Annotated in this window: 24 protein-coding genes; 5 read left to right on the top strand and 19 right to left on the bottom strand. The window is 53.2% G+C overall.

Annotation, left to right across the window (positions count from 1 at the left end; genetic code table 11):
- Positions 1-176: 176 nt before the first annotated feature.
- The gene (locus ACLD72_RS20115; RefSeq protein ID WP_036621673.1) at positions 177-893 is read left to right on the top strand and encodes a Crp/Fnr family transcriptional regulator; all 717 of its coding nucleotides are present in this window, start codon (positions 177-179) and stop codon (positions 891-893) included.
- A 422-nt stretch (positions 894-1315) separates the two neighbouring features.
- Here the strand turns inward: ACLD72_RS20115 and ACLD72_RS20110 are convergent, their stop codons facing one another.
- The 10 genes from ACLD72_RS20110 to ACLD72_RS20065 form a co-directional block, all read right to left on the bottom strand.
- Positions 1316-2125, bottom strand: coding sequence for a formate/nitrite transporter family protein (locus ACLD72_RS20110; protein WP_410997712.1), 810 nt, complete (start codon positions 2123-2125; stop codon positions 1316-1318).
- 91 nt (positions 2126-2216) lie between these two features.
- Positions 2217-2564: a nitrite reductase small subunit NirD gene (gene nirD / locus ACLD72_RS20105; RefSeq protein WP_410997710.1), complete on the bottom strand. Its 348-nt coding sequence runs from the start codon at positions 2562-2564 to the stop codon at positions 2217-2219.
- 33 nt (positions 2565-2597) lie between these two features.
- Positions 2598-5036: a nitrite reductase large subunit NirB gene (gene nirB / locus ACLD72_RS20100; RefSeq protein ID WP_410997859.1), complete on the bottom strand. Its 2439-nt coding sequence runs from the start codon at positions 5034-5036 to the stop codon at positions 2598-2600.
- A gap of 229 nt (positions 5037-5265) precedes the next feature.
- Positions 5266-5991, bottom strand: a complete 726-nt coding sequence (locus ACLD72_RS20095; RefSeq protein WP_410997708.1) for a DUF4430 domain-containing protein — start codon at positions 5989-5991, stop codon at positions 5266-5268.
- Between the two features lie 176 nt (positions 5992-6167).
- The gene (locus ACLD72_RS20090) at positions 6168-6734 is read right to left on the bottom strand and encodes an FAD-dependent oxidoreductase (RefSeq protein ID WP_410997706.1); all 567 of its coding nucleotides are present in this window, start codon (positions 6732-6734) and stop codon (positions 6168-6170) included.
- A 59-nt stretch (positions 6735-6793) separates the two neighbouring features.
- A complete protein-coding gene (locus tag ACLD72_RS20085; RefSeq protein WP_128634290.1) occupies positions 6794-7111 on the bottom strand; it encodes a winged helix-turn-helix transcriptional regulator in 318 nt (105 codons plus the stop codon).
- Positions 7112-7295: 184 nt separating this feature from the next.
- Positions 7296-8264, bottom strand: coding sequence for a sugar phosphate isomerase/epimerase family protein (locus ACLD72_RS20080; RefSeq protein ID WP_410997693.1), 969 nt, complete (start codon positions 8262-8264; stop codon positions 7296-7298).
- A gap of 21 nt (positions 8265-8285) precedes the next feature.
- Positions 8286-9368, bottom strand: coding sequence for a Gfo/Idh/MocA family protein (locus tag ACLD72_RS20075; protein ID WP_410997857.1), 1083 nt, complete (start codon positions 9366-9368; stop codon positions 8286-8288).
- On the bottom strand, positions 9361-10131 hold the full coding sequence (locus ACLD72_RS20070) for a sugar phosphate isomerase/epimerase family protein (protein ID WP_410997691.1): 771 nt from the start codon (positions 10129-10131) through the stop codon (positions 9361-9363). Before ACLD72_RS20070 ends, ACLD72_RS20075 begins: the two co-directional genes overlap by 8 nt.
- Positions 10132-10137: 6 nt before the next feature.
- A complete protein-coding gene (locus ACLD72_RS20065) occupies positions 10138-10347 on the bottom strand; it encodes a Gfo/Idh/MocA family oxidoreductase (protein WP_410997689.1) in 210 nt (69 codons plus the stop codon).
- 140 nt (positions 10348-10487) lie between these two features.
- Here ACLD72_RS20065 and ACLD72_RS20060 point away from each other — a divergent pair, with 140 nt between their 5' ends.
- Complete coding sequence (locus ACLD72_RS20060; RefSeq protein ID WP_410997687.1) at positions 10488-11312, top strand: AraC family transcriptional regulator; 825 nt, start codon at positions 10488-10490, stop codon at positions 11310-11312.
- A 63-nt stretch (positions 11313-11375) separates the two neighbouring features.
- Here ACLD72_RS20060 and ACLD72_RS20055 read toward each other — a convergent pair whose 3' ends face one another.
- Positions 11376-12059 carry a TerC family protein gene (locus ACLD72_RS20055; RefSeq protein ID WP_410997685.1) on the bottom strand — a complete coding sequence of 228 codons (684 nt, stop codon included), beginning with the start codon at positions 12057-12059 and terminating at the stop codon, positions 11376-11378.
- Positions 12060-12490: 431 nt separating this feature from the next.
- On the opposite strand from ACLD72_RS20055, the gene msrB reads away from it, so the two are divergent.
- Positions 12491-13471 carry a peptide-methionine (R)-S-oxide reductase MsrB gene (gene msrB / locus ACLD72_RS20050; RefSeq protein WP_410997855.1) on the top strand — a complete coding sequence of 327 codons (981 nt, stop codon included), beginning with the start codon at positions 12491-12493 and terminating at the stop codon, positions 13469-13471.
- Positions 13472-13603: 132 nt separating this feature from the next.
- Here msrB and ACLD72_RS20045 read toward each other — a convergent pair whose 3' ends face one another.
- Entirely contained in the window at positions 13604-14182 is a 579-nt protein-coding gene (locus ACLD72_RS20045; protein ID WP_410997683.1) for a CGNR zinc finger domain-containing protein, read from the bottom strand.
- Between the two features lie 139 nt (positions 14183-14321).
- On the opposite strand from ACLD72_RS20045, the gene ACLD72_RS20040 reads away from it, so the two are divergent.
- Entirely contained in the window at positions 14322-14810 is a 489-nt protein-coding gene (locus ACLD72_RS20040) for a DinB family protein (RefSeq protein ID WP_410997681.1), read from the top strand.
- A gap of 55 nt (positions 14811-14865) precedes the next feature.
- On the opposite strand, the gene ACLD72_RS20035 is transcribed toward ACLD72_RS20040, so the two are convergent.
- Positions 14866-15534 (bottom strand): YitT family protein, encoded by a 669-nt coding sequence (locus ACLD72_RS20035; RefSeq protein WP_251586714.1) that lies wholly within the window; start codon positions 15532-15534, stop codon positions 14866-14868.
- A gap of 448 nt (positions 15535-15982) precedes the next feature.
- Here ACLD72_RS20035 and hmpA point away from each other — a divergent pair, with 448 nt between their 5' ends.
- The gene (hmpA, locus tag ACLD72_RS20030; protein ID WP_410997679.1) at positions 15983-17200 is read left to right on the top strand and encodes an NO-inducible flavohemoprotein; all 1218 of its coding nucleotides are present in this window, start codon (positions 15983-15985) and stop codon (positions 17198-17200) included.
- Positions 17201-17576: 376 nt separating this feature from the next.
- Here hmpA and ACLD72_RS20025 read toward each other — a convergent pair whose 3' ends face one another.
- The 6 genes from ACLD72_RS20025 to ACLD72_RS20000 form a co-directional block, all read right to left on the bottom strand.
- Positions 17577-18083, bottom strand: a complete 507-nt coding sequence (locus tag ACLD72_RS20025) for a Crp/Fnr family transcriptional regulator (protein WP_251586718.1) — start codon at positions 18081-18083, stop codon at positions 17577-17579.
- Between the two features lie 187 nt (positions 18084-18270).
- A complete protein-coding gene (locus ACLD72_RS20020; protein ID WP_410997677.1) occupies positions 18271-19212 on the bottom strand; it encodes a hypothetical protein in 942 nt (313 codons plus the stop codon).
- 7 nt (positions 19213-19219) lie between these two features.
- Positions 19220-20584: a nucleotide sugar dehydrogenase gene (locus ACLD72_RS20015; protein WP_251586722.1), complete on the bottom strand. Its 1365-nt coding sequence runs from the start codon at positions 20582-20584 to the stop codon at positions 19220-19222.
- A 42-nt stretch (positions 20585-20626) separates the two neighbouring features.
- A complete protein-coding gene (locus ACLD72_RS20010) occupies positions 20627-21436 on the bottom strand; it encodes a response regulator transcription factor (protein ID WP_458476120.1) in 810 nt (269 codons plus the stop codon).
- A gap of 139 nt (positions 21437-21575) precedes the next feature.
- On the bottom strand, positions 21576-22979 hold the full coding sequence (locus ACLD72_RS20005; protein ID WP_410997853.1) for a glycosyltransferase family 2 protein: 1404 nt from the start codon (positions 22977-22979) through the stop codon (positions 21576-21578).
- A gap of 43 nt (positions 22980-23022) precedes the next feature.
- A complete protein-coding gene (locus ACLD72_RS20000; RefSeq protein ID WP_410997675.1) occupies positions 23023-24216 on the bottom strand; it encodes a HEAT repeat domain-containing protein in 1194 nt (397 codons plus the stop codon).
- Positions 24217-24253: the final 37 nt, after the last annotated feature.

Below are 24253 nucleotides of genomic sequence, written 5' to 3'. Positions count from 1 at the left end.
ACAAAGTATAAAAAGTTCTGAAATATTTTCGCTTATGATGCAAATTTCGTGAATTTAGTCACAATGTTAGAATTTCGACACTTTTTCGCTCTTTCAAGCCCCCAAATTTTGCAATAATCGTTATATAATTAATTAAAAATTTCATAAAAATCAGAAATATAAAGGGGAAATCCAAGATGAGTGAAATCGTAAACGCCACCCTGCCCCGCGGTAACACGAGCTGTTTTACAGAACAAAACTTCAACCGCCTTCTCGTCACAATGAAAGATAAAGCATATCCCGAGGGGACGCATTTGTTCTGGGAAGGTGATTTTTCCGATAAACTGTTTTACATCAAACGCGGACGCGTCAAGCTAACCAAATCGACCGACGAAGGCAAAGAACTCATTTTGTATATGTACGGACGCGGCGACATGGTTGGCCAGGCTGATCCGTTCTTCAGCACCAAGCACAGCTTCACGGCCGAGGTGATCGAAGACTGCGAAATCGGCGTGATCGATCAAAAAGATCTTGAAATCATGATATGCCAGCACTGCGATTTTGCGATCGACTTCATGAAATGGATGGGCATCCACCATCGCCTGACGCAGACGAAATTCCGCGATTTAATGATGTACGGTAAGCCGGGCGCTCTTTGCTCGACGCTGATCCGCCTCAGCAACACATACGGGGAACAGCATGGGGACACGATTCTGATCAACAAAAAAATCACCCACACCGACTTGTCCAACATGATCGGAGCTACGCGCGAAAGCGTCAACCGGATGCTCAGCGACCTGCGCAAAAAGGATGCACTCGAATACGAGAACGGCATGATCGTCATCAAAGATATGGTCATGCTGCAAGATATTTGCCATTGCGAGCTGTGCCCGAACGAAATTTGCCGGATCTGACCCGCCGTGTGCCTGGCTATATGTGCCTGTCTTTATATGTAAAGCCGTCCCGATTTACGGGACGCTTTTTTTGTCTGGCCGCGTTCTGGACGAAAACGTAAGAAAAACGCCTAACGGCGTCCTTTAATGGCTCTGACTTCTACTTTGGACGTTACTCTAACGGACAACAGCGACCTTATCCGCCTATTTCCCGGGTATTTCCCAGCCTAACGGACACAGGCGGCCCTATTTCGCTCTAAACCCGTTCATCCAGGACGATTTGAGGTAAATAACGTCATCTGTGTCCTTTACATTTTGCAAACCTTCGTTTTTTCCTCAAATAACGGCTCTGGTGTCCCTTAGCCCCCTGATTCCTCTTCTCCTTCCTCGGAATTTTATACTTTCTGATACGTCAAAAAAAAACCGGCTCGGGATGAGCCGGTTTATGCTGCTTTTCCATCTTTCGTTGGTTTCGCCTTCTTGCGCACCGGGGATATGAACCAATACGCCATGCCCACAAATACCGCGCCGCCGATAATATTGCCCAGCGTCACCGGGATCATATTGTGAAACCAGCCAGCGAGCGTAATCGTGTCAGGGTGGTTTGGCAGTAGCAGCGACAAACTGAGCAGCGTCATATTTGCCACGCTATGCTCGTACCCGCTGGCGATAAAGGCGTATAGACACCACCAGATCAACACCAGCTTGGCGATATCTTCCTTGGCGCGGTTCGCCATCCATAACGCAAGGCAAACGAGCCAGTTACACAGAATGCCGCGGAAAAACAGTTCGGTGACCGGAGCGCCCATCTTCTTCGCGGCAGAGGCAAAAATAAGATGCTCCGGCGCCGCCGTTTTGAACAGCCCGCTGCCGACGATCAGCAAACAAAGCACAACCGCCCCCGCCAGGTTGCCGAGAAACACGACCGTCCAGTTTTTCGCCGTATCGCCTACCGTTGTCCGCCTCGCCAGCGTGCTTGCCGCAAAAAACATATTGTTCCCGGTAAACAGCTCCGAACCGGCAAAAACGACCAGCGTCAGGGCAAGTCCGAAGGACATCCCCATCAGCATCGTCTGGTATGGCGATTTCGCCGCGGCCAGCGGCGCACCGATGCTGAAGATGAGAATAATGCCGAGCCCGACGTAAGCGCCGGCCAGCATGGCCGAAACGATATACTTCGGCAAGCTTTCATTCATTTTTTCCTTTTTCTTGACTGCCGTTTCCACAATGGCTTCCACATTTGGCGTATACATTGCCGTTTCCTCCCCTTATGCGTGTCCTCCATTGAAAGCAAGCGCGGCGATTCCTGAGAGCAGGGTCACCGCGCTTACGATCTTGCAGGGCCTATACTTGCTGCAAGGCGCTGACGGCGATCGACACCTGTCCGCCCTCCACCTTGACCGGGAACATCGGCACTTGTCCGCTGTCCGGGGCCTGGACCAGGCCGGTCGTCAGATCGATTTTCCAATCGTAGAGCGGGTCGTAAAGGTAATGCCCGGATACGATTCCTTCGGCCAGCGGCCCGCCTTTCGGATGAGGATTTTGATTCAGGGCGGCGAAGATGCGCCCGTCAGATAAACGGAACACCGCCAATTCATGGCCTCCTGCTTCCACCACGCGCCCGATCTGGGGCAGAAACTGCTCCACGGGCCCCACCGGGAAAAATGTCTCTTTACTCATGTCCTTGTTCATGCTCCTCTTCCCCTTTCCTGTCATCCGTCCGGTTTAGTTCATCTGTTCGCTCATTTCCAGGCTGTGGAACAGCTTGCCGCGCGTTTCGTTGTCGTTTAGCATCTTTTTCCACGGGTCCGAAACCTGCTTCAAGGCAAACTCAACGCGTTCTACCAAAGCTTTACGATTTTCCGCATCGTCCACTACCGCCGCGCGGATATTGTCCAGCCCCATCCGTTCAACCCACTCCGACGTTCTTTCCAGGTAGTTGCCGGTTTCGCGGTAATGCTGGATAATGGCTGCGCACAGCTCGATCAGCTCCTCATCGGTCTTCACCTTACACAGCGAATCCGCAAGCCGGGCCTTGATCCCTCCGTTACCGCCGATAAAGATTTCCCATCCGCCGTCGTTGCCGACGATCCCGATATCCTTCGTGCACGATTCGGCGCAGTTGCGCGGGCAGCCGTTCACCGCCATTTTGAATTTAGCCGGAAAATCAAGCCGTTCGAATTTGCGTTCGAGCTGCGCGCCCATACCCATCGAATCCTGTGTGCCGAACCGGCAAAACTGCGAGCCGACGCAGGTTTTCACCGTGCGGAGCGATTTGGCGTAGGCGTATCCCGACGGCATGTCGAGCTCGGCCCACACTTTCGGCAAGTCTTCCTTTTTCACACCGATCAAGTCCAGCCGCTGGCCGCCGGTAACCTTTACGACCTTCACATCGTATTTCAGCGATACGTCGGCGATTTTCTTCAGGTCCTCCGGCGTCGTCACGCCGCCGTACATCCGCGGTACAACAGTGTAAGTCCCATCCTTCTGAATGTTGGCGCTCATCCGTTCGTTCACGAAACGCGATTCCTTTTCGTCCTCGTGCGTGTCCGGGTACAACATGCCGAGATAATAGTTGATGGCCGGGCGGCATTTCGAGCAGCCCTCCGGCTGGCTCCAGCCAAGCACGTTCATCACTTCTTTGGTCGTCTGCAGCCCTTTCGCCTTGATCTCAGCCACGATTTCATCACGGCTCAGCGTCGTGCAGCTGCATATGCCCTGTTTCGCCGCCGACTCAAATCCGTCTCCCAGCACGTATTGCAATATTTGCTCAACCACCGGCTTGCAGCCTCCGCAAGACCGGGTCGCCCCCGTGCAGGCTTTGATCTCGTCGACGGTCGTTAATCCCTGGTTGGTGATCACGTCAACGATCGTCCCTTTGGTCACCCCGTTGCAGCCGCAGACAATTTCGTCGTCCGCCATCGTTTCGACCGAAGCTTTCTTTTGGCCACCGCCGCCGCAGCAGCCCGTGCCCATCAGCGAGGCGTACAATTCGTCCGTCATCTCCGCCTTCTGCTTGATCAGCTTCTGCAGCTCGGCCGAATCGTTAATGTCGCCAAACAGCACCGCGCCTACAAAAACGTCGTCCTTCAGCAGAATTTTTTTGTAGGTCCGTTTCCACTCGTCTTTGCTGCTGATCACCGTATGTTCCGGACCATCGATAAATTCCCCGGTCGAAAACACGTCAACCCCGGATATTTTGAGTTTGGTCGAAACGACCGAACCGGTGTAAGGCGCTGTTTCCACGCCGCTGATATGCTTCGCCAGAACCATGCCCTGCTCAAACAGCGGAGCGACGAGGCCGTAACAGGTGCCGCGGTGCTCCGTGCACTCGCCGACGGAATACACGCCTTCCAGCGATGTCTGCAGATAATCGTTCACGACGATCCCACGGTTCACTTCGAGGCCGCTCGCTTTGGCTACCGCAACGTTCGGTTTGATGCCGACGGCCATAACGACGAATTCCGCTTCCAGCTCCGTGCCGTCGGCGAACCGCAGCCCGCTTACCCGCGAATCGCCAAGCAGCTCGGTCGTCTGCGCGCCCATTTTAAATTTGATGCCCTGGCGCTCCAGTTCCGCTTTCAGCATCCCCGCCGCCTGATGATCCAGCTGGCGTTCCATCAAATCTTCCATTAAATGCACGACCGTTACGTCCATGCCGAGCTGAACGAGTCCTTTGGCCGCCTCCAGCCCGAGCAGCCCTCCGCCGATAACCGCCGCTTTGCGGTACGACTTGGCCGCCTGGATCATTTGTTCGCAGTCGGAAATGTCGCGGAAGCCAACCACCCCTTCCTTATCGCTGCCGGGAATCGGCAAAATAAACGAGGTCGATCCGGTAGCGATCAGCACCTTATCGTAAGGCACGCGCTCACCGTCTTCGGTGACAACCTGCTTCGTCTCCTTGTCGATCCGGGCAACCGCCGTTCCGGTATGCAGCGTAATGCCATTGTCACGGTACCAGTTCAAATCGTTCAGGATAATATCATCTATCGTTTTGCTGCCTTCAAGCACATAGGAAAGCATGATCCGGTTGTAGTTGGGATGCGGCTCGCTTCCGAACACCGTAATTTCGAATTTGGAGGTTAATTTCAATATTTGCTCAACGGTGCTGATCCCCGCCATTCCGTTACCGATCACGACCAATTTCTCTTTCGCTGTAGCCATCATCATCCATGCCCCTTTCAGAATAAGACTGTTCCGATTCTTAGTTAATCTCCTGTAAATCCTTTATGCCGAAAGTATACATTTAAAATTAAGAATAGTTTGTGATTACATTCACATTAAATGTGAAATCTATCACATGTAATTGTCACATTTTTTTTTGCATCCCTATTGAAAAATCCGCAGCCTCTTATCTAAGAGAACTGCGGATTTATTTTTTTCGGTCCGAAACTTATTTTCGCACCAAAGTGATTTCCACATTGTCCTGGGGTTTTAACCTCATGTCGAGGCCGGTGGCCAGCAATTTCTTTTGATTTACCTTCAGCACCCATGCTTCCGTTTCATCCGGACGGTATCCGTTAACGGAGACGATATATTGCCCGGTTTTGTTCAGCTCCACGAGCCCGCTCCGCTTGAGCAAGTCCCTCACGGTCGTGTTTTCATTGTATTGATGGACAAAATAGCGTTTGGGCTGCGGATTTTGACTTCCCCCGTTCACGGTCAGCAGCAGCGAAGCTCCATTGGAACTGACCGCATCGCTGCCTACGGTTTTAACGTAAACCAGGATGTTGTCCCCCGCCTTGAGCAGTTTGATCCAATCGCCGGACGGCAGCTCCTTGTCATTCAAGCGGACTCCCCACTCCAGCGTCGAATCAAGCGACACTGCGCCCACGGATTGAATTTTGCTCCTATCCCCCGCCAGCTCTATGATTCCGCTGCTTTCAAGCGCTTGAAGAACGGTGATCCCTTCCGTATAATCAAAATGCAATTTTCGCTTCACATCGGGGATAAACGTGCCCCCGTCAATTGTTAAGGTGATGTCATGGGCATCCCCATCCTCGCTTTGCAGCTCTTCCGAAGAATCCGGTTTGTCGATCGTGCCGCCATCGGCGCAGGCTGCCGTGAAGAACGCCATCATGATCACTAGTCCAGCCAGCCATTTCAACCTATTGCGCATCGCCGCCCCGCCTTTCCTCTAATCATTTTTCCTTATTCGATCCAGGAATATTCCGTAACTTAAGCATACCGGACCAACAGAAAGTTCTCAAATTTCGAGGCAGGCGCAAAGAACCCTTCCCTGAGAAGGGAAGGGCCGAGGCCTGAATACATCAAGTTATATTGTATGAGTTTGTTTTATTTCAACACATCATGATCCACGTAACGTTCGCCGTTGATTTCGCTGATCAGCTCGATCGCGACTTTTGCCCCGTCGCCGGCCGTAATGATCGTATGAACGCTGACGCCCGCCACCGTGCCGGCCGCCCAGATCCGCGGAACGCTGGTCCGGCCTTGCCCGTCCGTAGCGACGACGGTTTTGATTCTCGGCTCGCGGCCTTCTTTCAACTCCAGCCCGGTAGCGTTTGCAAGATCGGTCAACGCGCCGGTGGCCAATATGATATGGGACGCTTCGTAGCCGCGGCCGGATTCCGTTTTCACGGTTACTGTCGAACCGCCGTTGGCATCGATATGCGTCACTTTTTCTTCAATGAACTTGGCGCCGAATTTTTCGGCCTGCTCCCGTCCGATTTTGAGCAAATCCGGTCCGGAAATGTCCTTTGCCCCGTAATGGTTCTCTATCCAGGCCCGCTTCGTCATGCTCGCGTTGCTGTCCAGAACAAGCGTTTCTTTGCCCGCCTTGGCCAAAAATAACGCCGCGCTGGCTCCAGCCGGCCCTGCCCCGATTACAATTACCTCAGCCACAAGTACACCTACTTTCTAAAATTTTCATGCCGCCTTCGCGACCCGAAAGCGGCATGTGCTTACTTGATCCACTGATGCGCCCAGGTCTGCACTTGCTCCATCACCGGACGAAGCGCCCGCCCTTTTTCGGTTAACTCATATTCGATGCGAACCGGCGTTTCCGGATAAACATGACGGACCAAAATCCCCTCACATTCCAAATCCTTCATCCTCTCCGATAGCATCTTGTCGCTCATGGAAGGAATCTGATTGGAAATATCCTTGAAGCGTTTCGGCCCGCTCATCAGGGTTTGAATAATCAAACCGTTCCAGCGTTTCCCCAAAAACGAAAAAGCCGATTCAAATCGCGGACACATTCCATTCGAATGCTCATCCATAACATTCACCTCATTATTATAGCAAGCCTGCATGCATAAAACTTACCTTAAGTAAGTTAGTATATTTCATAATAGCATATTTACACACGAAAAGTAAGGGGGGCTTCTTATTCATCACCCCATATCCGCAAAAACGGCCGCCCTGGCGGCAGCCGCTAATATAGTATATTACGTTTACGGTCAGTTATACCCACCACATTTCCGCGGCGGAATCCTCCATAAGCACTTGCTGCAGATTGCGTACGGCCTTGGTAAATCCTTCATCGATCGACATCAGCCCGTCTTCGTGCTCGATGCTGACCGCGTAATCGTAGCCGTACAGCCGCAGCGCGCTGATGATGTCGGCCCATGTCTTCAGATCGTGCCCGTAACCGACGGTGCGGAACTGCCAAGCCCGCTCCTGCATGTTCGTGTAAGGCTGCATATCCGTAATGCCGTAACGGTTCACGTTAACCGGATCGATCGTCGTATCTTTGGCGTGGAAATGGTGGATGGCGCCGGCCTTGCCAAGGATCGAAATCGCTTGAACGGGATCGATTCCCTGCCACCACATATGGCTCGGGTCGAGGTTGGCCCCGATCACTTCACCGGCCGCTTCGCGCAGCCGCAGCAACGTCGCCGGCGTGTGCACGGAAAATCCGCCGTGCAGCTCGAGCCCGATCTTCACATGGTGATCGGCGGCAAATTTGCCCCATTCCGTCCAATACGGAATGACTTTATTTTTCCACTGCCAATCCAGAACCTCCTGGAAGTCGTTAGGCCAAGGCGCCACCGGCCAGTTCGGGTATTTCGCATCCTCATGATCGCCCGGACAGCCGGAAAACGTGTTGACGGCTGGCACTTCCAGCAATTCGGCCAATTGGACGGTTTTGACAAAAGCGTCGTGGAACTCTTTGGCGACCGCTTTTTGCGGATGCAGCGGATTGCCGTGGCAGCTCAGCGCGCTGATGATGAGACCGCGGGATTCCACCGCCTTTTTGAACTCGTCTCGCGCCGTTTTGTTTTCTAACAGCACGTCAGGATTGCAGTGGGCGTTCCCCGGATGTCCGCCGGTGCCGATTTCCACGGCCTTTAGTCCTTGAGCAGCCGCTTTATCGAGCGCTTGCTCCAAGGGAAGACCTCCGAACAGCACCAGAAATACTCCTAATTTCATGTTAGCTCCTCCTTTCTTCGCTTAATCAAAATATACCGTTTGGCCGGTTTTGGCCGATTTATAGATGGCTTCCAAAATTTCCGTGACCACAAGCGCCTGTTCCGGCTTCACGAGCGGCTCTTTATCTTCCAAAATCGCCTGAACCCAGGCACTGGCTTCACGGGTGGATTCGTTTTCCTGTTTGCCTTGGTAGAAGGCGACCCCGCCGGATCCGAGATCGACGTTGGTTTCGTACAAGCGGCTCAATTTTTCGCCGTTCAGGCGCAGGCCGTTCGTCATATCGGCGCCGCCTTCGGTGCCGCACAGCAGCGTTTTCGCTTCTCCGACCTCGACGACATTAAGCGCCCAGCTGGATTCCAGAATGATCGTCGCCCCGTTTTTCATCGTAATGAAACCAAATGCGGAATCCTCGACTTTAAATTGCTCGGGATCCCATGGGCCAAACGCGTTCGCCGCATTTTCGCGGTTTCCGAGTTTATGGAACACGGAACCGGTTACGCTTTTCGGCTCGTAATTGTCCATCAGCCATAAAGTCAAGTCAAGCGCATGGGTGCCGATGTCGATCAACGGTCCCCCGCCTTGCTTTTCCTCGTCCAGGAACACGCCCCACGTCGGAACGGCGCGGCGGCGCAGCGCCAGAGCTTTCCCGAGATAGATGTCGCCCAGCTCGCCGTTTTCGCACAGTTCCTTCAAATACAGGCTGTCGCTGCGGAAACGGTTTTGGTACGCGATCGACAGCTTTTTCCCCGTGCGTTTGGCCGCATCCAGCATCTGACGGGCTTGCTCCGCCGTTTTGGCCATCGGTTTTTCACACATCACGTGACGGCCCGACTCCAGCGAAGCGACGGTGATTTCCGCGTGCGAATCGTTTGGCGTGCAGACGTGCACTACTTCGGCATCGCTTTCCGCCAGCAATTTCCGGAAATCCGTATATACTTTGGCTCCCTCTCCGCCGTATTCGGCAGCCGCTTTTTGCGCACGCTCCTCCACGATATCGCAGAAAGCGACCAGTTCCACTTCAGGCTGCTGTTTAAGACTCGGCAAATGTTTTCCGTTCGCGATACCGCCGCATCCGATGATGGCTACTTTTAATGTTTTAGACATGAAGTTTTCCTCCCTTTTCGGCATAAGCGCGTACCCAATCCATACTTACGGCAATGCTCTCCAGCGAATCGCCCGCGCAGTGATCCTGCTCTACGATCAGCCATTCGACACCTGCACCGATCGCGGCATCACCAATCGCGGCAACGGCGACTTCTCCCCGGCCCAGCTCAACCGTTTCCGGCGAACCGTCCGGTTTCTTGGCAACGTCCTTCCAATGCACAAGCGGAAGACGATCGCGATATGTAGCGATGTATGCCAGCGGATCCGCTCCGGCAAAAGCCACCCAGCAGGAATCCAGCTCCATCTGCAGCAGGGAGGCGGGCACCTGTTCGTAAATCGCATCCAGCACCGGTTTGCCGTTCAGCGACTGGGTCAGCTCAAAATCATGATTATGATAACAGAGAATCATTTCTTCCTGTTTGCAGCGTTCCCCGAATTTTTTCAAGTCCTCAATGACCTCGGGCCAACGGTTGCGGTCTTCCTCCGACAGATACGGCACGACGATATAACGGTTGCCGATCGCCTTGTTAAAAGCGATCTCCTCTTCGAGCGCAGCCTTTAGACGGTCATAAGCCGTATGGGCACCCACCGCAACCAGCCCGGTTTCCTGCAGGATTTGCTGTACTTGTTCCACAGTTCTCCCGTAAAATCCGGCAAACTCCACGCCTTTATACCCAAGCTGGGCCACTTTGCGCAATGTACCTTCAAAATCGCGTTCCAAATGATCTCTTACCGTATAAAGCTGCAGTCCAACCTTTGTCATAAAATATCACCTCTCCATTAAAATGAAAGACTCTACTTTCCAGCAATTCTCCACAGTGTAGGCGTTTTCAATTGCGAATTGCTCTGCCCGCTCGCGCGCCTTCTCCGGGAGAAGATCGGCTACCGCCGTAATTCTGGCGACTTCACTTTGCCCGAGGTACGTCAAGTATACCGGACTGATGTTACCGCAGCCGATCACGCCAATCTTCATAGTCATTTCTGGCCACTCCTGATATGTGTATCTGTGCTGTTTCCATGTACAATGGTATTTCAAATTGCGCTGATATAAAATGAATAATATGATTAAAACATGAACAATCTGGTCATTATTTTTGGAGATCCCAACGGAGGTCGGTTATGAAACCTAATTCGAACCTGCAGATTTTATTAGCCGGCTATTCGGTCCACCACAAGCCGTTTCATACGGTGCAGCCGGACGGGCATGAAAACTATTTGATCCGGCTGCAAACCTCGGGTAAATGCCGGTCCCGCATAGACGGCCGGCTGGAGCTGCTCGAGCCCGGGGATCTGCTGCTGTTTGCGCCGGGCGAACCCTATGAGCTGAAGATTGAAGCCGAAATGAGCGGGCTTGGCGAATCGCTGGTGTCCAGCGGCGATTATCATATATTTTTGGCCGGTGAATGGATCGAAGCGTGGTGGAAAAAGCGGTCAAGGCCCCACCGGGTGAAGGTACCTCTTTCCGAGGGCATCGTCGGAGCTTTCCGGCAAATTATGCTGGAGCAGCGCCGCATCGCCAACCCGGCTCCGGAAATCGCGGAATATTATTTGAAAATATTGTGCATGGACATCGACCGGAATCTGCTGGATCAGCCATTGCCTGCCTATCCGACTTATCTTGCCCATCGGATCAAAAATTATATTGAAGAGAATGCCTCTTCCCCCTTCAAATTGGAGGATGCGGCCGCCTATGCCGGGATCAGCGTTTCCCGGGCGGTGCATCTGTTTAAGGAAACGTTCGGGACAAGCATCATTCAATATACACTGGAGGTCAGGCTGAACATGGCGCGCGAACGGATTATTTTCAGTCCGCTTTCTCTTGAACATGTGGCGGAAAGCTCCGGTTTCCCCAGCTATAATTATTTTCATAAAGTGTTCCGCAAAAAATTCGGCATGTCGCCGCGGCAGTTCCGGCAACAAGCTCGCGGCCAGCAGCCGATATAAGAAAAACGCCGCAAGGGGCTTAGCTTCTCCCCTGCGGCGTTTCATCGTCTGAGGACCTTACCTTCAGGCCTGCGTTGTTTCGCGCAAACGCGCTTTTCTTTTTTTCATTTGCGTGCCGATGCCGATCACGGCGACGATCACAAGCACCTCAAACCCGTATTTGATCCAGTTGCTCGTGAACAAATCGTCAATAAGCGGCTCCTGCACGATCATTTTCGCCGAGGTCCAGGCAAGGACGGCGGCGCCGATCGTAATGACGATCGGGAAGCGCTCCGTCAGCTTCAGAATCAGCGTGCTGCCCCAGACCATAATTGGAACGGACACGGCCAGCCCGATAATGACGAGCAGGAAATCGCCATGCGCCGCACCGGCCACCGCCAGCACGTTGTCCAGCCCCATCATCGCGTCGGCGATGATAATTGTCCGGATCGCCGCCCATATCTGGTTGCCCGCATTGATCTCGTGGCTTTTTTCATCCACGATCAATTTGTAGGCAATCCAAACGAGCGCCAGCCCCCCGACGAGCCGCAGCCCGGGAATATTCAGCAGCTGCACGACAAGCAACGTCATGACGACGCGGATCAGGATCGCCCCGACGGTCCCCCAAATAATCACTTTTTTCTGATCTTTTTGCGGCACATTGCGTGCGGCAAGTCCGATCACGATCGCATTGTCCCCGGCAAGGACGAGATCGATCAATACGATGGAAAGCAGTGCGGTCCAGAATTCTACGGAAAATAACTCCATACTTTCTCTCCCCTTTCATAGTTTTCCATGCATTGACCCCATTTTTTTTGCGATGGCAGCCCCTAACTTCGGAATCACCGTCAGCTTTATTCAGGCGGATCTACGGGAAGAAACGCCTTCCTTCCAGCCAAAAAAAATGCGCCGTGTCCGTATTGGGCACGACGCAAAAACGCATCAAAAAAAGACCTTTACCCAATACTCGCTACGGGCAAAGGTCTCGCTAACAACTAAGTTACGTTGCCAATAAAGCCGGGGTATGTATAACTCCCGTAATGACGACTTTATTGTATAAGCTACTCCCCTTTGGGAACCATGCATGTTTTCTTGGAGCTATTATATCACGTCCCGCGAAAGAGCACCAGCTTTTTCGGAGAATCGTTTTGGCTTTTCCTGAAAACACGCTATAATGATATCGAAACGGAGGGATCATGATGAGTTCAGCGTCAAATACAAAGGTAGAACTGGCCACTTTTGCCGGAGGCTGCTTCTGGTGTATGGTTTCGCCGTTTGAGGAGCTGCCCGGCATACACGGCATTATATCGGGATATACGGGGGGACACACGGTAAACCCTACTTATGAGGAGGTTTGCGCCGGTGGAACCGGCCATTACGAGGCCGTGCAAATCCAATTTGACCCGGCGGTGTTTCCGTACCGCAAGCTGCTTGAACTTTATTGGCAGCAAATCGACCCGACCGATGAAGGCGGGCAATTTCATGACCGGGGCGAATCGTACCGGACAGCCATCTTTTATCACAATGAAGAACAGCGGCGGGAAGCGGAGGAATCCAAGCTGGCGCTGGAAAAAAGCGGGCGCTTCGACAAACCGGTCGTCACGCCGATACTTCCGGCGGCTGCTTTTTATCCTGCCGAGGAATATCATCAACAGTACCATAAAAAAAATCCGCTGCACTACAAGCTATACCGCAAAGGCTCGGGCCGGGAGGATTTCCTGGAACAGCATTGGTCCGGTCCCGCCGACCGGGAGGAACTGAAGCGCAGACTCACGCCGATCCAATATGAAGTTACGCAAAAGAACGCCACCGAACGGCCCTTCACCGGCGAGTATTGGGATCACGACGAGGAAGGCATTTACGTAGATATCGTTTCGGGGGAGCCGCTTTTTTGCTCCCGCGACAAATTTGACGCCGGCTGCGGCTGGCCAAGCTTTACCCGCCCGATCCGCAGCTATCACATCAAGGAGCGGACGGACTCCAGCCACTTCATGATCCGCACCGAGGTCCGCAGCCGGCAAGGCGACTCGCATCTGGGCCACGTGTTCGATGACGGACCGGAACCAACCGGCCTGCGTTACTGCATCAACTCCGCGGCGTTGCGGTTCGTTCCGAAGGCCGACATGGAGAAGGAAGGCTACGGCGAGTATCTTGTGTTATTCGATGAGCCTGAGAAGTAGAATGTTGTCGGTACGATATAGCGTACAGAAATAAAGATGCACTTTTGCAGTTGAAAAGGTTGCTCCACGACCATGGCACCGCAAAATGGTCAGGGCAACCTTTTTTTGATTATGGTCATCGACGATCCCGCCTTACGTTTCGGCGCCGCCGTTCGGGTTTTGTCCGGCTTTTTTCCGGGCGCGGAAGCGCCGCACCTTCATCAAATTGCCGCACATTTTATCGTCGCAGTATTTTTTCGTCCGATTCCGCGTATCGTCATAAAATATCCACCTGCAGTCCGGATTGTCGCAAACGCGGATACGGCCGGCCTCTCCCTGCAATACGGTCTGGCCGAAGCTTGCGGCCACCTCTGCCATTACCTGCCCCCATTCCGCCGCAACCGGCCGGTATTCCAGCTTGACGGCTCTGCCATCTCCAAACGCAAATTCCCGATACACCTTCCCCGGCTCCATATATTGATTCAGCAGCCGCCAATCGTCCCCAGCCATTTCTTCACCGCTGGCCAATTTGACCGCCAGTGCATGCAAGCTCTTCCGAAACTGCCGCATCGCCGCGATGTCCCCATCCGCTGCCGGAACCGGCGCCCGCAGCTGCCAGTCACTCAGAAACCGGGACTGCCATGACGGCTTCTCCAGCCGGTCCTCGCTGCGGCCGCTGCCTTTCCAGTCATGCCATTCGCTATTGATGAAATCACTCCAAAAAGTCTCCAAATCCAACTTGCCTCCCAAAGTTACATGTAACTATTTAAATATAAACTAGGTAGTTACATTCTAAACTTTTTTTGATACAATCACAGTGTAACCTTTTAACCAAAGATTAGCCAGTTACATTGATGAGGAGGAAGTAAGGATGAGCGTAAACGCAGTTGATTTGTTGCTTCTGCAAAAAGACAATACCTGGGAGTCGGAAGAGTGGATCGTCCCTTTGTCCGCCGCGCTTGCCAACGTCACGGCCGAACAGGCGGCCTGGGCGCCGCCGGGCGGGGGCAATTCGATTTGGCAAACCGTAAGCCATATCAATTATTACAACCAACGGATACTAAGCCGCTTGCGGGGGATCGATCCGGGCCCCGGCGTAGACACGAACGAAGAAACGTTTGAAGGGGCTGAAGACGCCCGGGACGAGAGAAAATGGAGCAACACCCTCGCCGAAACGAAACGGATCGAGCTGGAGCTGCGCGAAGCGATCGCTTCCTTAAGCGAAGCCGATCTGGAAGCTCCTTACGGCACAAGCACGGAAACAATCGGCCGCGAGCTTTCCCGCTGGATGCTGCATGACGCCTACCATGCCGGGCAAATCGTGCTTATCCGCCGCCAGCAAGGCTCCTGGAGATCTTAGGGAATCCAGTCGGCGATTCGCCGGTTGCAAGCGGCAAAAAAAAACGGCCCGAGCCTTAAGCTCGAGCCGTTTTTTCCTTAACTTTAACCCGGTGCGGGACGCGCAGCGGCGTCAGCTTGCCATGGCCGTAATGAACGGTCCAGGTGATCACTTTACCCGCTATAAGAACTGCCATAATCGTAAACAGAGTTTCTTTAAAAGGCAGATATAATAATGAAATCGTTAGAACGATGGCATCCATCAGTACAAACATGGTTCCGATTTTGATCCCGGACCATTGGCTAAGCAGCATCGATAAAATGTCGTCTCCCCCGCTCGCTCCACCTGCCCGCAGCACCAGACCCGCCCCGATACCGGTCAGCAAGCCCGACAACAGCGCCGCCAGCGGCAAATTGTTGCGCAAATCAATCATCAGCGGGGAGAATTGCTCGCATAATTCGTAAAATGCCGAAAACGCAAGCGTTGAAAATAAAGTATTGAGGACAAACTTACGTCCCTTCAAAAACCAGGCCAGCAGCACGATCGGCACGTCGAGCGCGATCATCGTTAACGCCGGCGGCAGATTCAACAAATATTTGCCGAGCAAGGCCAGGCCCATAAAGCCGCCTTCCGACAATCCGTTCTGAAAATTAATGTGATAATAAGCAAAAGCCAATAAACATGAGCCAAACATCATTATCAATAGCGATTTTCCGTCAACTTGCCATCTTGTCTTGTTCCTCATACGGGATCCCTCTTATCGTAGTTTGGTTGACCTTACGCCAACACCCTACGGAGAAGGTCCCAGAGGACTTTATCCTTCGCATGATGTCACGCCTCTTTCGTAGGGTTGTTGGCCGTAACCGACAGTCCACGAAAGAAGCTAAGTATAAGAGAGATCACAACGTTTCCAAATCGTCCTTGGGGAATTCGTCCTTCGGGAACTCATGGTATCCTGATCCTTTCTTTAGATTTTTCTTATATTTATATTATACCACAAAGCAAAACATGACTACAGCAATCATCCAAATTTCAATAAATCCCGGCGAATAATGTGATATATATCATTGCAATCTAAGAATAGTTCACATTTCAGCAAATTTCAGTGTGATGAAAATCACCTTTATGTGATCCGCCTCTGCCTATACTAAGGTGGAAACGAAGCGAAATTCCAAGAAAGAAGGTTTTCATTCATGCTTGATGCCAAAACGATAGAAATCATCAAGTCGACCGTGCCCATACTCGAAGTTCATGGCGAAACGATAACCAAAAAGTTTTACGAAACGATGTTTAAAAATCATCCCGAATTGCTTAACATATTCAACCATGCCAACCAGCGCCAAGGCAAGCAGCCGACGGCTCTCGCCAACGCCGTTTACGCCGCCGCCGCGCATATCGACCGTCTGGAGGAAATTCTTCCGGTCGTTCGCGGTATCGCGCAAAAACACCGGGCGCTTGGCATTATGCCGGAGCATTATCCGATCGTTGGCGAAAACCTGTTGGCGGCCATCAAAATGGTGCTCGGCGATGCCGCTGCCGATGAAATTCTGGAAGCCTGGGGCAAAGCCTACGGCGTGATCGCCGATGTGTTCATCAGCACCGAAGCGGAGATGTACAAGGAGGCCGAACAGCAAAAAGGCGGCTGGCGGGGATTCCGCCGTTTTATCGTCGACCGCAAAGTCAAGGAAAGCGAAGTCATCACCTCGTTTTACTTGAAGCCGGAAGACGGCGGGGAAATCGCATCCTACCAGCCGGGCCAATACATTACCGTGCGTGTAAAACCGGAGGGCCAGGAATTCACCCACCTGCGCCATTACAGCCTGTCCACCGCTCCCGGCCAGCCCTTTTACCGGATTTCCGTTAAACGGGAAGATGCTGTGGAGGGCCAGCCGGCCGGCATCGTATCCACTTATTTGCATGAGCGGATCGGCGAAGGCGACGTGCTTGAACTAAGCGCGCCGGCCGGAGATTTCACGCTCGACCAATCGAAGCAAATACCGCTCGTCCTGCTCAGTGGCGGCGTCGGGCTCACGCCGATGGTCAGCATGCTGGAAACAGCGCTGCAAAGCGGCTCCGGGCGTGAGATCGTCTACATCCATGCCGCCCGGAGCGGAAGACACCACGCGATGAAGGAGCATGTCGCCGAGCTTACGCAAAACCATAACAATCTTCGTTCCTATTTTATTTACGAAACTGCGGAAGCCGAGGAAAGCCCCGATAAAACGGGCTACATCGATCTTCCATGGTTGAAGAGCGTCACAGACGCGGGCAGCGATTTTTATTTTTGCGGCCCATTGCCGTTCATGAAGGCGATCAATCGTGCGCTGAAGGAATGGGGCGTTCCCGAAGAGCGGATTCACTTCGAGTTTTTCGGGCCGGCCGACAGCCTTGAGGATACGATGAGCAAATAACTTATCGGCTGCCTGAGTGTAGGATAGAGTTTGACAGCTTTGATTGGAAAAATCCAATAGAATGACGAAAATAGCACGCTATTTTGAACTCTCGTTGGAGAAAATCCAATAGAATTCGCTCAAATCACCCATTTTGCGCCCTGCCGATCCTCATCTATTGGAAAATATCCAATCAAGCGTCCGTATTTACCTTTGAATTTCCAATTCAATTGGATATTTTCCAATCAGAACGATGCGTGTCGGGCGTAGGGACCGGCTATCCATCCGATTATCTCAAGTTAACCGTCCGCCGAAATTGTCGCATGCTAATTTAAAAAAGCGCGGGCCGAGGGAAACGTCCCTCACTCGCGCTTTTTGTACTTGATACCGCCACAGCCTATTCCTTATGCTGGCCGCGCAGCAGCCGGTTGACCGTTTCCCGTCTCACGCCGATCAGCTGTCCGATCTCTTCCTGAGTCAAATATTCGGTCAACGGAATGCCGTGGGCATGCCGGTTCAGCCACTTGCTCAAGAGCTCCAGCCTTTCGCCCGGCGTGCCGACCGTCAGATGGTCCAGGCGCTCCTGCATAAACCGTACCTTCTCCTGAAGCAGCTCGGCCACTTCCAGCGGTTTCTGCGGATTTTCCTGGAGCTCGCGGTACCAGGTCTGGGCGGGAATCGCCTCGACCTCGCTGCGCATCAGAGCGATCGCCGTCCCGTGGATTTCCTTTGGTGAAATCAAGGAATGGTGCGGAACCGTCTCTCCCGGATATAAAATGTTAAATAAAACCATATTGCCGTTCTCATGCAGGCGCGTCACTTTGAACAGCCCGCTTTTGATATGGTATAAAAACGAACCGTCATCCCCTTGACGGAATAAGATTTCGCCTTTATGCAAAATCATATGATCTCTCTCCATTCCCCTGAATCACAATTATTTCTATTATAGCAAAAAAGACAGGGGCTGTCCTTGCATCCTTTCGAATGCCGTAAACTGCAGGCGGCGATAAACCAAGTTCCGCGCGCCAAAAGTAACGAGGCTGCCCTTACAGGGCAGCCTCGTACGTTTCTTAGGCAATAGTCAGGAGGAGCTACTTGTCCGGTTGCCGGAGCTTGTCCTTCCACGACTCATAGCTGTGGACGGCCACGCCGGCAAACGAGGCATGCTGCCCTCCGAGTTTCTCCAGTTGCTTTATCTCCAGGGTCAGGGAAGCGAGCGGCTGTTTATGGAAGGAAACGCCCGGCCCTTCCGTGCTTTCTCCCAATTCAACACCCACCCAAACCTGCTTCCCCTGCCGGTCGGCTTCGGACAATGTCGTCCGCGAAAGCTCGTAGCTCCGCCCGGCCTTATCGCGGTAGGCCATGATCGCCAAATAATCGAACTGGCTTACCATCCAATCGCCAAGCGGCATCTGCACGCTCTCGGACGGGTGATCGATTTCATCGAGCCAGAAAGGAACCGCTGCCCCTATCTGCAAGTTGTTGTATTTGGCCGTTTCCGTCCAGGCCCGGATGCCTTCCATCCACTGCTCGACAATCGACTCCCGCTCTTTGGTCCACGTCTTCAGCAAATAGGGCTCGACGTCGAACTGCACGCCTTTGAACCGTTCCTCGGGTGAAACCCCTTGGTTATAAACCGCCACCCAATTCAGGAAATCGTCCCCCTCCTGCCGCTGCTCACGCAGCGCCCATTCGGGTTGTCCGTTCAAGGCATGAACCTCGATCCCATACGACGTGGCCAAACTTATAAAACGGCGGTAGCTCTCATTGTGCACTCCGCTGCCGATCTGCAGGAAGATGACTTTGACATCCTCCTGCTTGGCGAAGTCCACGATCTCTTCGGGCCGCTGCTCAATCTGTGCGGCGTCCCAGATCCAGGTCGCTTTCGGCTTCGGGCCTTCGGGGAGAAAAGCGAGTATCAGCCCCACTGTCAGTATCATCAGCAGTACTCCCCCCAGAATAATGATCGCCAACCGCTTGCGCTGCGCGATGAATCCGGCCATTCTCATCCGCAGCGCCGTTTTGTTGCGCAATATCCCGTTACCCGACTATCAGCGCTGCGGCTTCCACGTTCACCGGATGGACGGAGTGGCCGATTTTGTAGATATGCGGAAGCGGGTATTCGCGGAAAGCGTTGCGCGTATCGACGATCGGTACGCCCAGTCCGGCGATGGCGCCGTAGTCCAGATTGCTGTGATTCGTCACCAGCACGATGCAATCGTACATTTTGAACTTGTCCAGCTCATAGCTGACGCTATGCACCACGCCGCCCGATTTTTCCCGGAAGCTGGTCGCGTAAGGATCGTAATAATCGACTCTGGCGCCGCTGTCCTTAAACAGTTCGTACACCGCAAGCCCCGGCGATTCGCGCAGGTCGGCGATATCCGGTTTGTAGGCCATGCCGAGCACAAGAATTTTCGATTTTTTGACTGACTTGGCATATTCGTTTAAAATTTTGGACGTTTTGTTGATGACATAATAAGGCATGTTGTCGTTCGTCGATTGAGCCAGCTCGATAAATTGGCTGTAGAAGCGGAAGCCTTTCGCTTTCCAGGACAGATACATCGGATCCAGCGGAATGCAGTGGCCGCCGATGCCCGGCCCCGGATAAAACGGCATGAAGCCAAACGGCTTCGTTTTGGCCGCATCGATGACTTCCCAAATGTCGATGCCCATCCGGTCGCACATCATCGCCATTTCGTTGACAAAAGCGATGTTGACGCTGCGGAACGTGTTTTCCAGCAGCTTGGACATTTCCGCGACCTTCGGCGAGGATACCGGCACGACCGTCTGGACATACCGGGAATACAGCGCCGTTCCCAGCTCGAGGCAGGCTTTGGTCGTTCCCCCAATGACCTTCGGGGTATTGTAAGTATTAAATTTGGAGTTGGACGGGTCCACCCGCTCCGGCGAGAAGCACAGGAAGAAGTCCTCCCCGGCGACGTATCCCAGTTTCTCCAGTTCCTGCTGGATCAGTTCCTCCGTCGTTCCCGGATATGTTGTACTTTCCAAGGTGATCAGCATGCCTTTTTTCATGTAACGTTTGATTTGCTCCACTACTGTCACGATATAAGAGGTATCCGGATCCTGATTTTCACTTAACGGGGTTGGCACGCAAATGCTGACCGCGTCGATCTCAGATAGGACGGCATAGTCCGTCGTCGGCTTAAACCGGCCGCTCGCCATCGCGGCGGCCAGCGTCTCGGACGGGATATCGTGTATGTACGATTCCCCGCGCTCAATCTTGTCGATTTTGCCGGCATCCAAATCGATCCCGACAACCCGGAAGCCCTGCTTCACCATCTCGACAGCCAGCGGCAATCCAACATATCCAAGGCCAACGACACCAAGCACGGCCGTTTTCGACTCAATCGCATTCAACAGCTTATAGTAGTTATTATTCATAGGTTTCAACCTCCATTTTGTCTGTATAGGATTTGGTTACCTTTAAATAATGCAGCGGCGGATCCGCGCGTCCAGCTCGACGGGGGAAAACGGCTTCGTAATGTAGTCGTCCACTCCGCTTTGAAAGCACAGGCTGATCGTTTTTTCGACGCGCTGCTCGCTGAGCACGACGATTCTCGGCATTTCGTCACCCTTGATCCGCTGGATTTGATGGATGTACGGAAGTCCGTCAATACCGTAAAGATTGAGCTCGGTTAACACCAGATCCGGCTTCCAGCTTTCAATCAGCTCCAGCGCGGTAATCCCGTTATCAGCTGTCATCGTTTCGTAATTTTGCATTCCCAGCCGGATTTGCAAAAATTCCCGCACGGTGGCGTCGCCTTCCACGATCAGGATGCGGCTTTTGGCCAACGGTGTATCATGTTGCGTAAAAATATGAATATCGTCGGAATAGTTCAGTTTGGCCGCTTCTTCCAACTGCTGCAGCACCTGCGGCGTGATCTCTTCCTGGCTGGCAAAACCGGCGATCGCCACCTGCGGATGATAGTCCGCAATTCTTTCCTGAAGACGCAGCTTCAGCCGCAGCCCCTCGAAATGGACCGTGTCCAAGGCTTGTCCCGGCAACAGGACGGCGACGCTACCCGGCTCTTTTCCGCTCCAAACTTCAAAATCAAGCCCCGACTCGGAATCCAGAACTCCCCGGACTTGCGTTTCCACATAAGAGGGCCCGCCTGAGGAATAAATGAACACCATCCCGTTGACCTCGCAGGCGTTTTTCTCCACGCTTTGCTTCATGCTTGCATATACTTCGGATTGTTCCACTTCGCTTTGCACTGCCACTATGTTTGGCATCATTCATTCCCGCCTTTCTTGAAACTTAGATTTTGGATTAGCCATGACCATGAATATGGAAAAGCTTCACGGTAGTTTGCTAACATCAGTTTGTTCTCGCCATATCATCCCCTTTCCGGTCCCTCAAGGAGAACGGAGGTTACGCGGTTTTGGCCTGCTCCGCCGGGGCTTCACGTTTTCCTGTCACTTTTTTGTCCCCCCAGCTCTGCCGGGTCATCGTGCCCCAGGAATTGTTGTTACGCATAAACTGGATATGCCCCTGAATGCGCCACAGTCCTCCGAGCTGAGCATAGCCGAAAAATTTGAAAACCGAAAAAAGGAGCAACCGGCATAAATCCGACAATTTGCTGAACCGCTTGAAAGCCAGTTCCTCCAATAGCAACGCGCCGATGCTGAGCAAGTATCCGCTGAGGAAATTGATCAGCCAGAACACGGCCAAAATCCGCCAATGGGTCATATCAAGCATCGTATACCCAATAAGAGCGAGCAGCCCCGTAATCTTAAAGTAAGGATTCAACGCCTCGAAAATGATGTTGTAAGGCATCGTCAAGAGCCCCATCACCTTGTATCTCGGATTGAAAGCCATGTCGAAATTTTCGATCATGTTTTTAAGATTTCCGCGTCCCCAGCGTTTGCGCTGATTGGATAAAATCCGGTAAGTGTCCGGGGCCTGCGTCCAGCATACCGCCTCCGGGCAAAAGGCGATCCGGTACTTCACCTTGTTCTCCAGCATATAGCGGTGCAGCTTGATGATGATGTTCATGTCCTCGCCGGGGTAACCGCCCCGGTAGCCGCCCACCGCAGTGACGTAATCTTTGCGGAAGAGGCCAAACGCCCCGGACACGATGATCAGTCCGTTTATCGAGCTCCAGCCGATGCGGCCGCCGAGGAACGCCTTCAAATATTCCGTGGCTTGGAACATCGGCCACATTTTACGCGGCAGCGAAACCTGCTTCACCGCGCCGTTTTCGATCACGCAGCCGTTGGCAATGCGCACGTCGCCGCCGATTGCCACCGTCTCCTCCGGATTTTCCATGTACATCCGGGCCATCCGGATCAGCGCATCCTTCTCCAACAGCGAATCCGCGTCGATCGATGAAATAAGCGGATAATGCGACAAATTGATCCCGGCGTTCAGCGAATCCGCTTTGCCGCCGTTGGGTTTGTCGATGACGTACAGGTGCGGATATTGCGGGTTATGGTACACCGCCGTAATCGGCTGGCAGTCGATCGTCTGGCGAATGTCCGGATTCGCCATCGGCTCAAGCCCGAATTCCTCCCGCAGCACCCCGAGCGTATTGTCCTTGGAGCCGTCATTGATGACGATGACCTCGTACGTCGGATAATTCAAGGTCAGCAGACAGTTGACGTTTTCGATGACGGTGAGTTCTTCGTTAAACGCCGGAACGAGCAGGGAAATCGGCGGCACCAGCTCAGAGCCGGACAGCGTATTGTATTTCGAATACGCCGCGCGCCGGAAAATCGTCATAATTTGGCGAAACGAAAAGCCCATGATCGAGAAATAGATGAGATTGACCGTCATGACGTAATACGTGGCAAACAGCCCGTAGATCAGCAAAATATCCCTAAGCAGTGGAATCCCCCCTAACCGCCGCCACTTGACGGACCGGGCGCGTTTCGGAAGCTCCGAAATACCGGTCGTACAGCAGCTTCATTTTGTTGAAATCGACCATTTGGTCGAGTCTTTGGTGTTCACGTTGCTGCCGCATCGTTTTTTCGACTTGCTGCATGGCCGCCTCGCGTGCATCGCCGGAGCCATGCTTGGCGATCTGGCACAATGCCTCAAAGCCGTCTTCCCCTAAGGCCGCCAGGCTTTCAGCGCTGTTTTGACGCACCTGCCAGTTGGTGTCCTTTAGAGCGTTCCGCAAGAGCGTGATGCTGCCGGCCGCTTGCAGCGAGCCGAGCGATTTGGCGACAGCGGCGCGAACTCCCGCGCTTTTGTCCGCCATCAACTCGCGGATCGTTTCGTCTTTCATCTCCGTACTGGCTTTTAAATACAGCTTCACTGCCTCCGCACGGATGTCTTCCTCGTCCGCCCCGACGAGCCGTCCCAGCGCCGGCGCCGCTTCGGGGACCGTTTGTCCCCACATGGCCACCAAAGCGACTTTGACCAGATCCTTGTTTTGCTCCTCCAGCAGCTCGGGGAGCAGCCTGCTGATATCAAGCCGCGTCTCCATCACAATATCGGCCGCCAGATGGTGGATCGGCTTGCCGTGGCGAAGCAGATACCGCAGCATGTCCTTTAGCTGCTCGGGCTGCTCCGCGCATTTCGCGATCGAGCGGGCGATCACGATGCTAAGCGGGCTATACCGCTGGCTCTTCAACATCTCTAGCAACCGCGGCACCGCTTCGGCCGCCCGCATCCCGCCCAGGCGGTAAGCGGCGGCGATCCGCCGGCCGTAGAACAAGCTGTCCAGCAGCTTGATATCCTCGGCGACGAAACCCGCATCATAACATAGTGCGATCAATTTAAGCTGCAGATCTCCCCTGAACTGCTCGATCCACTCGATCACCCGCTGCTGGATCACCCGCTGCTCCAGGCGCCCGAGCTTTCCGGGCGGCAGCCGCAGTGAGTTTGCGCCGCTTAAATGCGTCTGAATATAGGTGAAATAATCTTGATGTTTTCGCAGATACATGTTCGTTTTGCGCGTGATCCGCAAATGCTTGATTTTCAAGTAAAACAAAAGCGCGATACCTGTACCGATCAGCCCCAGGCACACGTAAATGAAATAGATAGCCAGGGTAAGATGCTGAGCCATAAATTCCTTTTCCTCCTTTGGATTGCTTCATCTGCGG

The organism is Paenibacillus lacisediminis, assembly GCF_046567315.2.
Note: the sequence above shows the minus strand (reverse complement) of the source record. Positions and strands in the feature narration are given on the sequence as shown.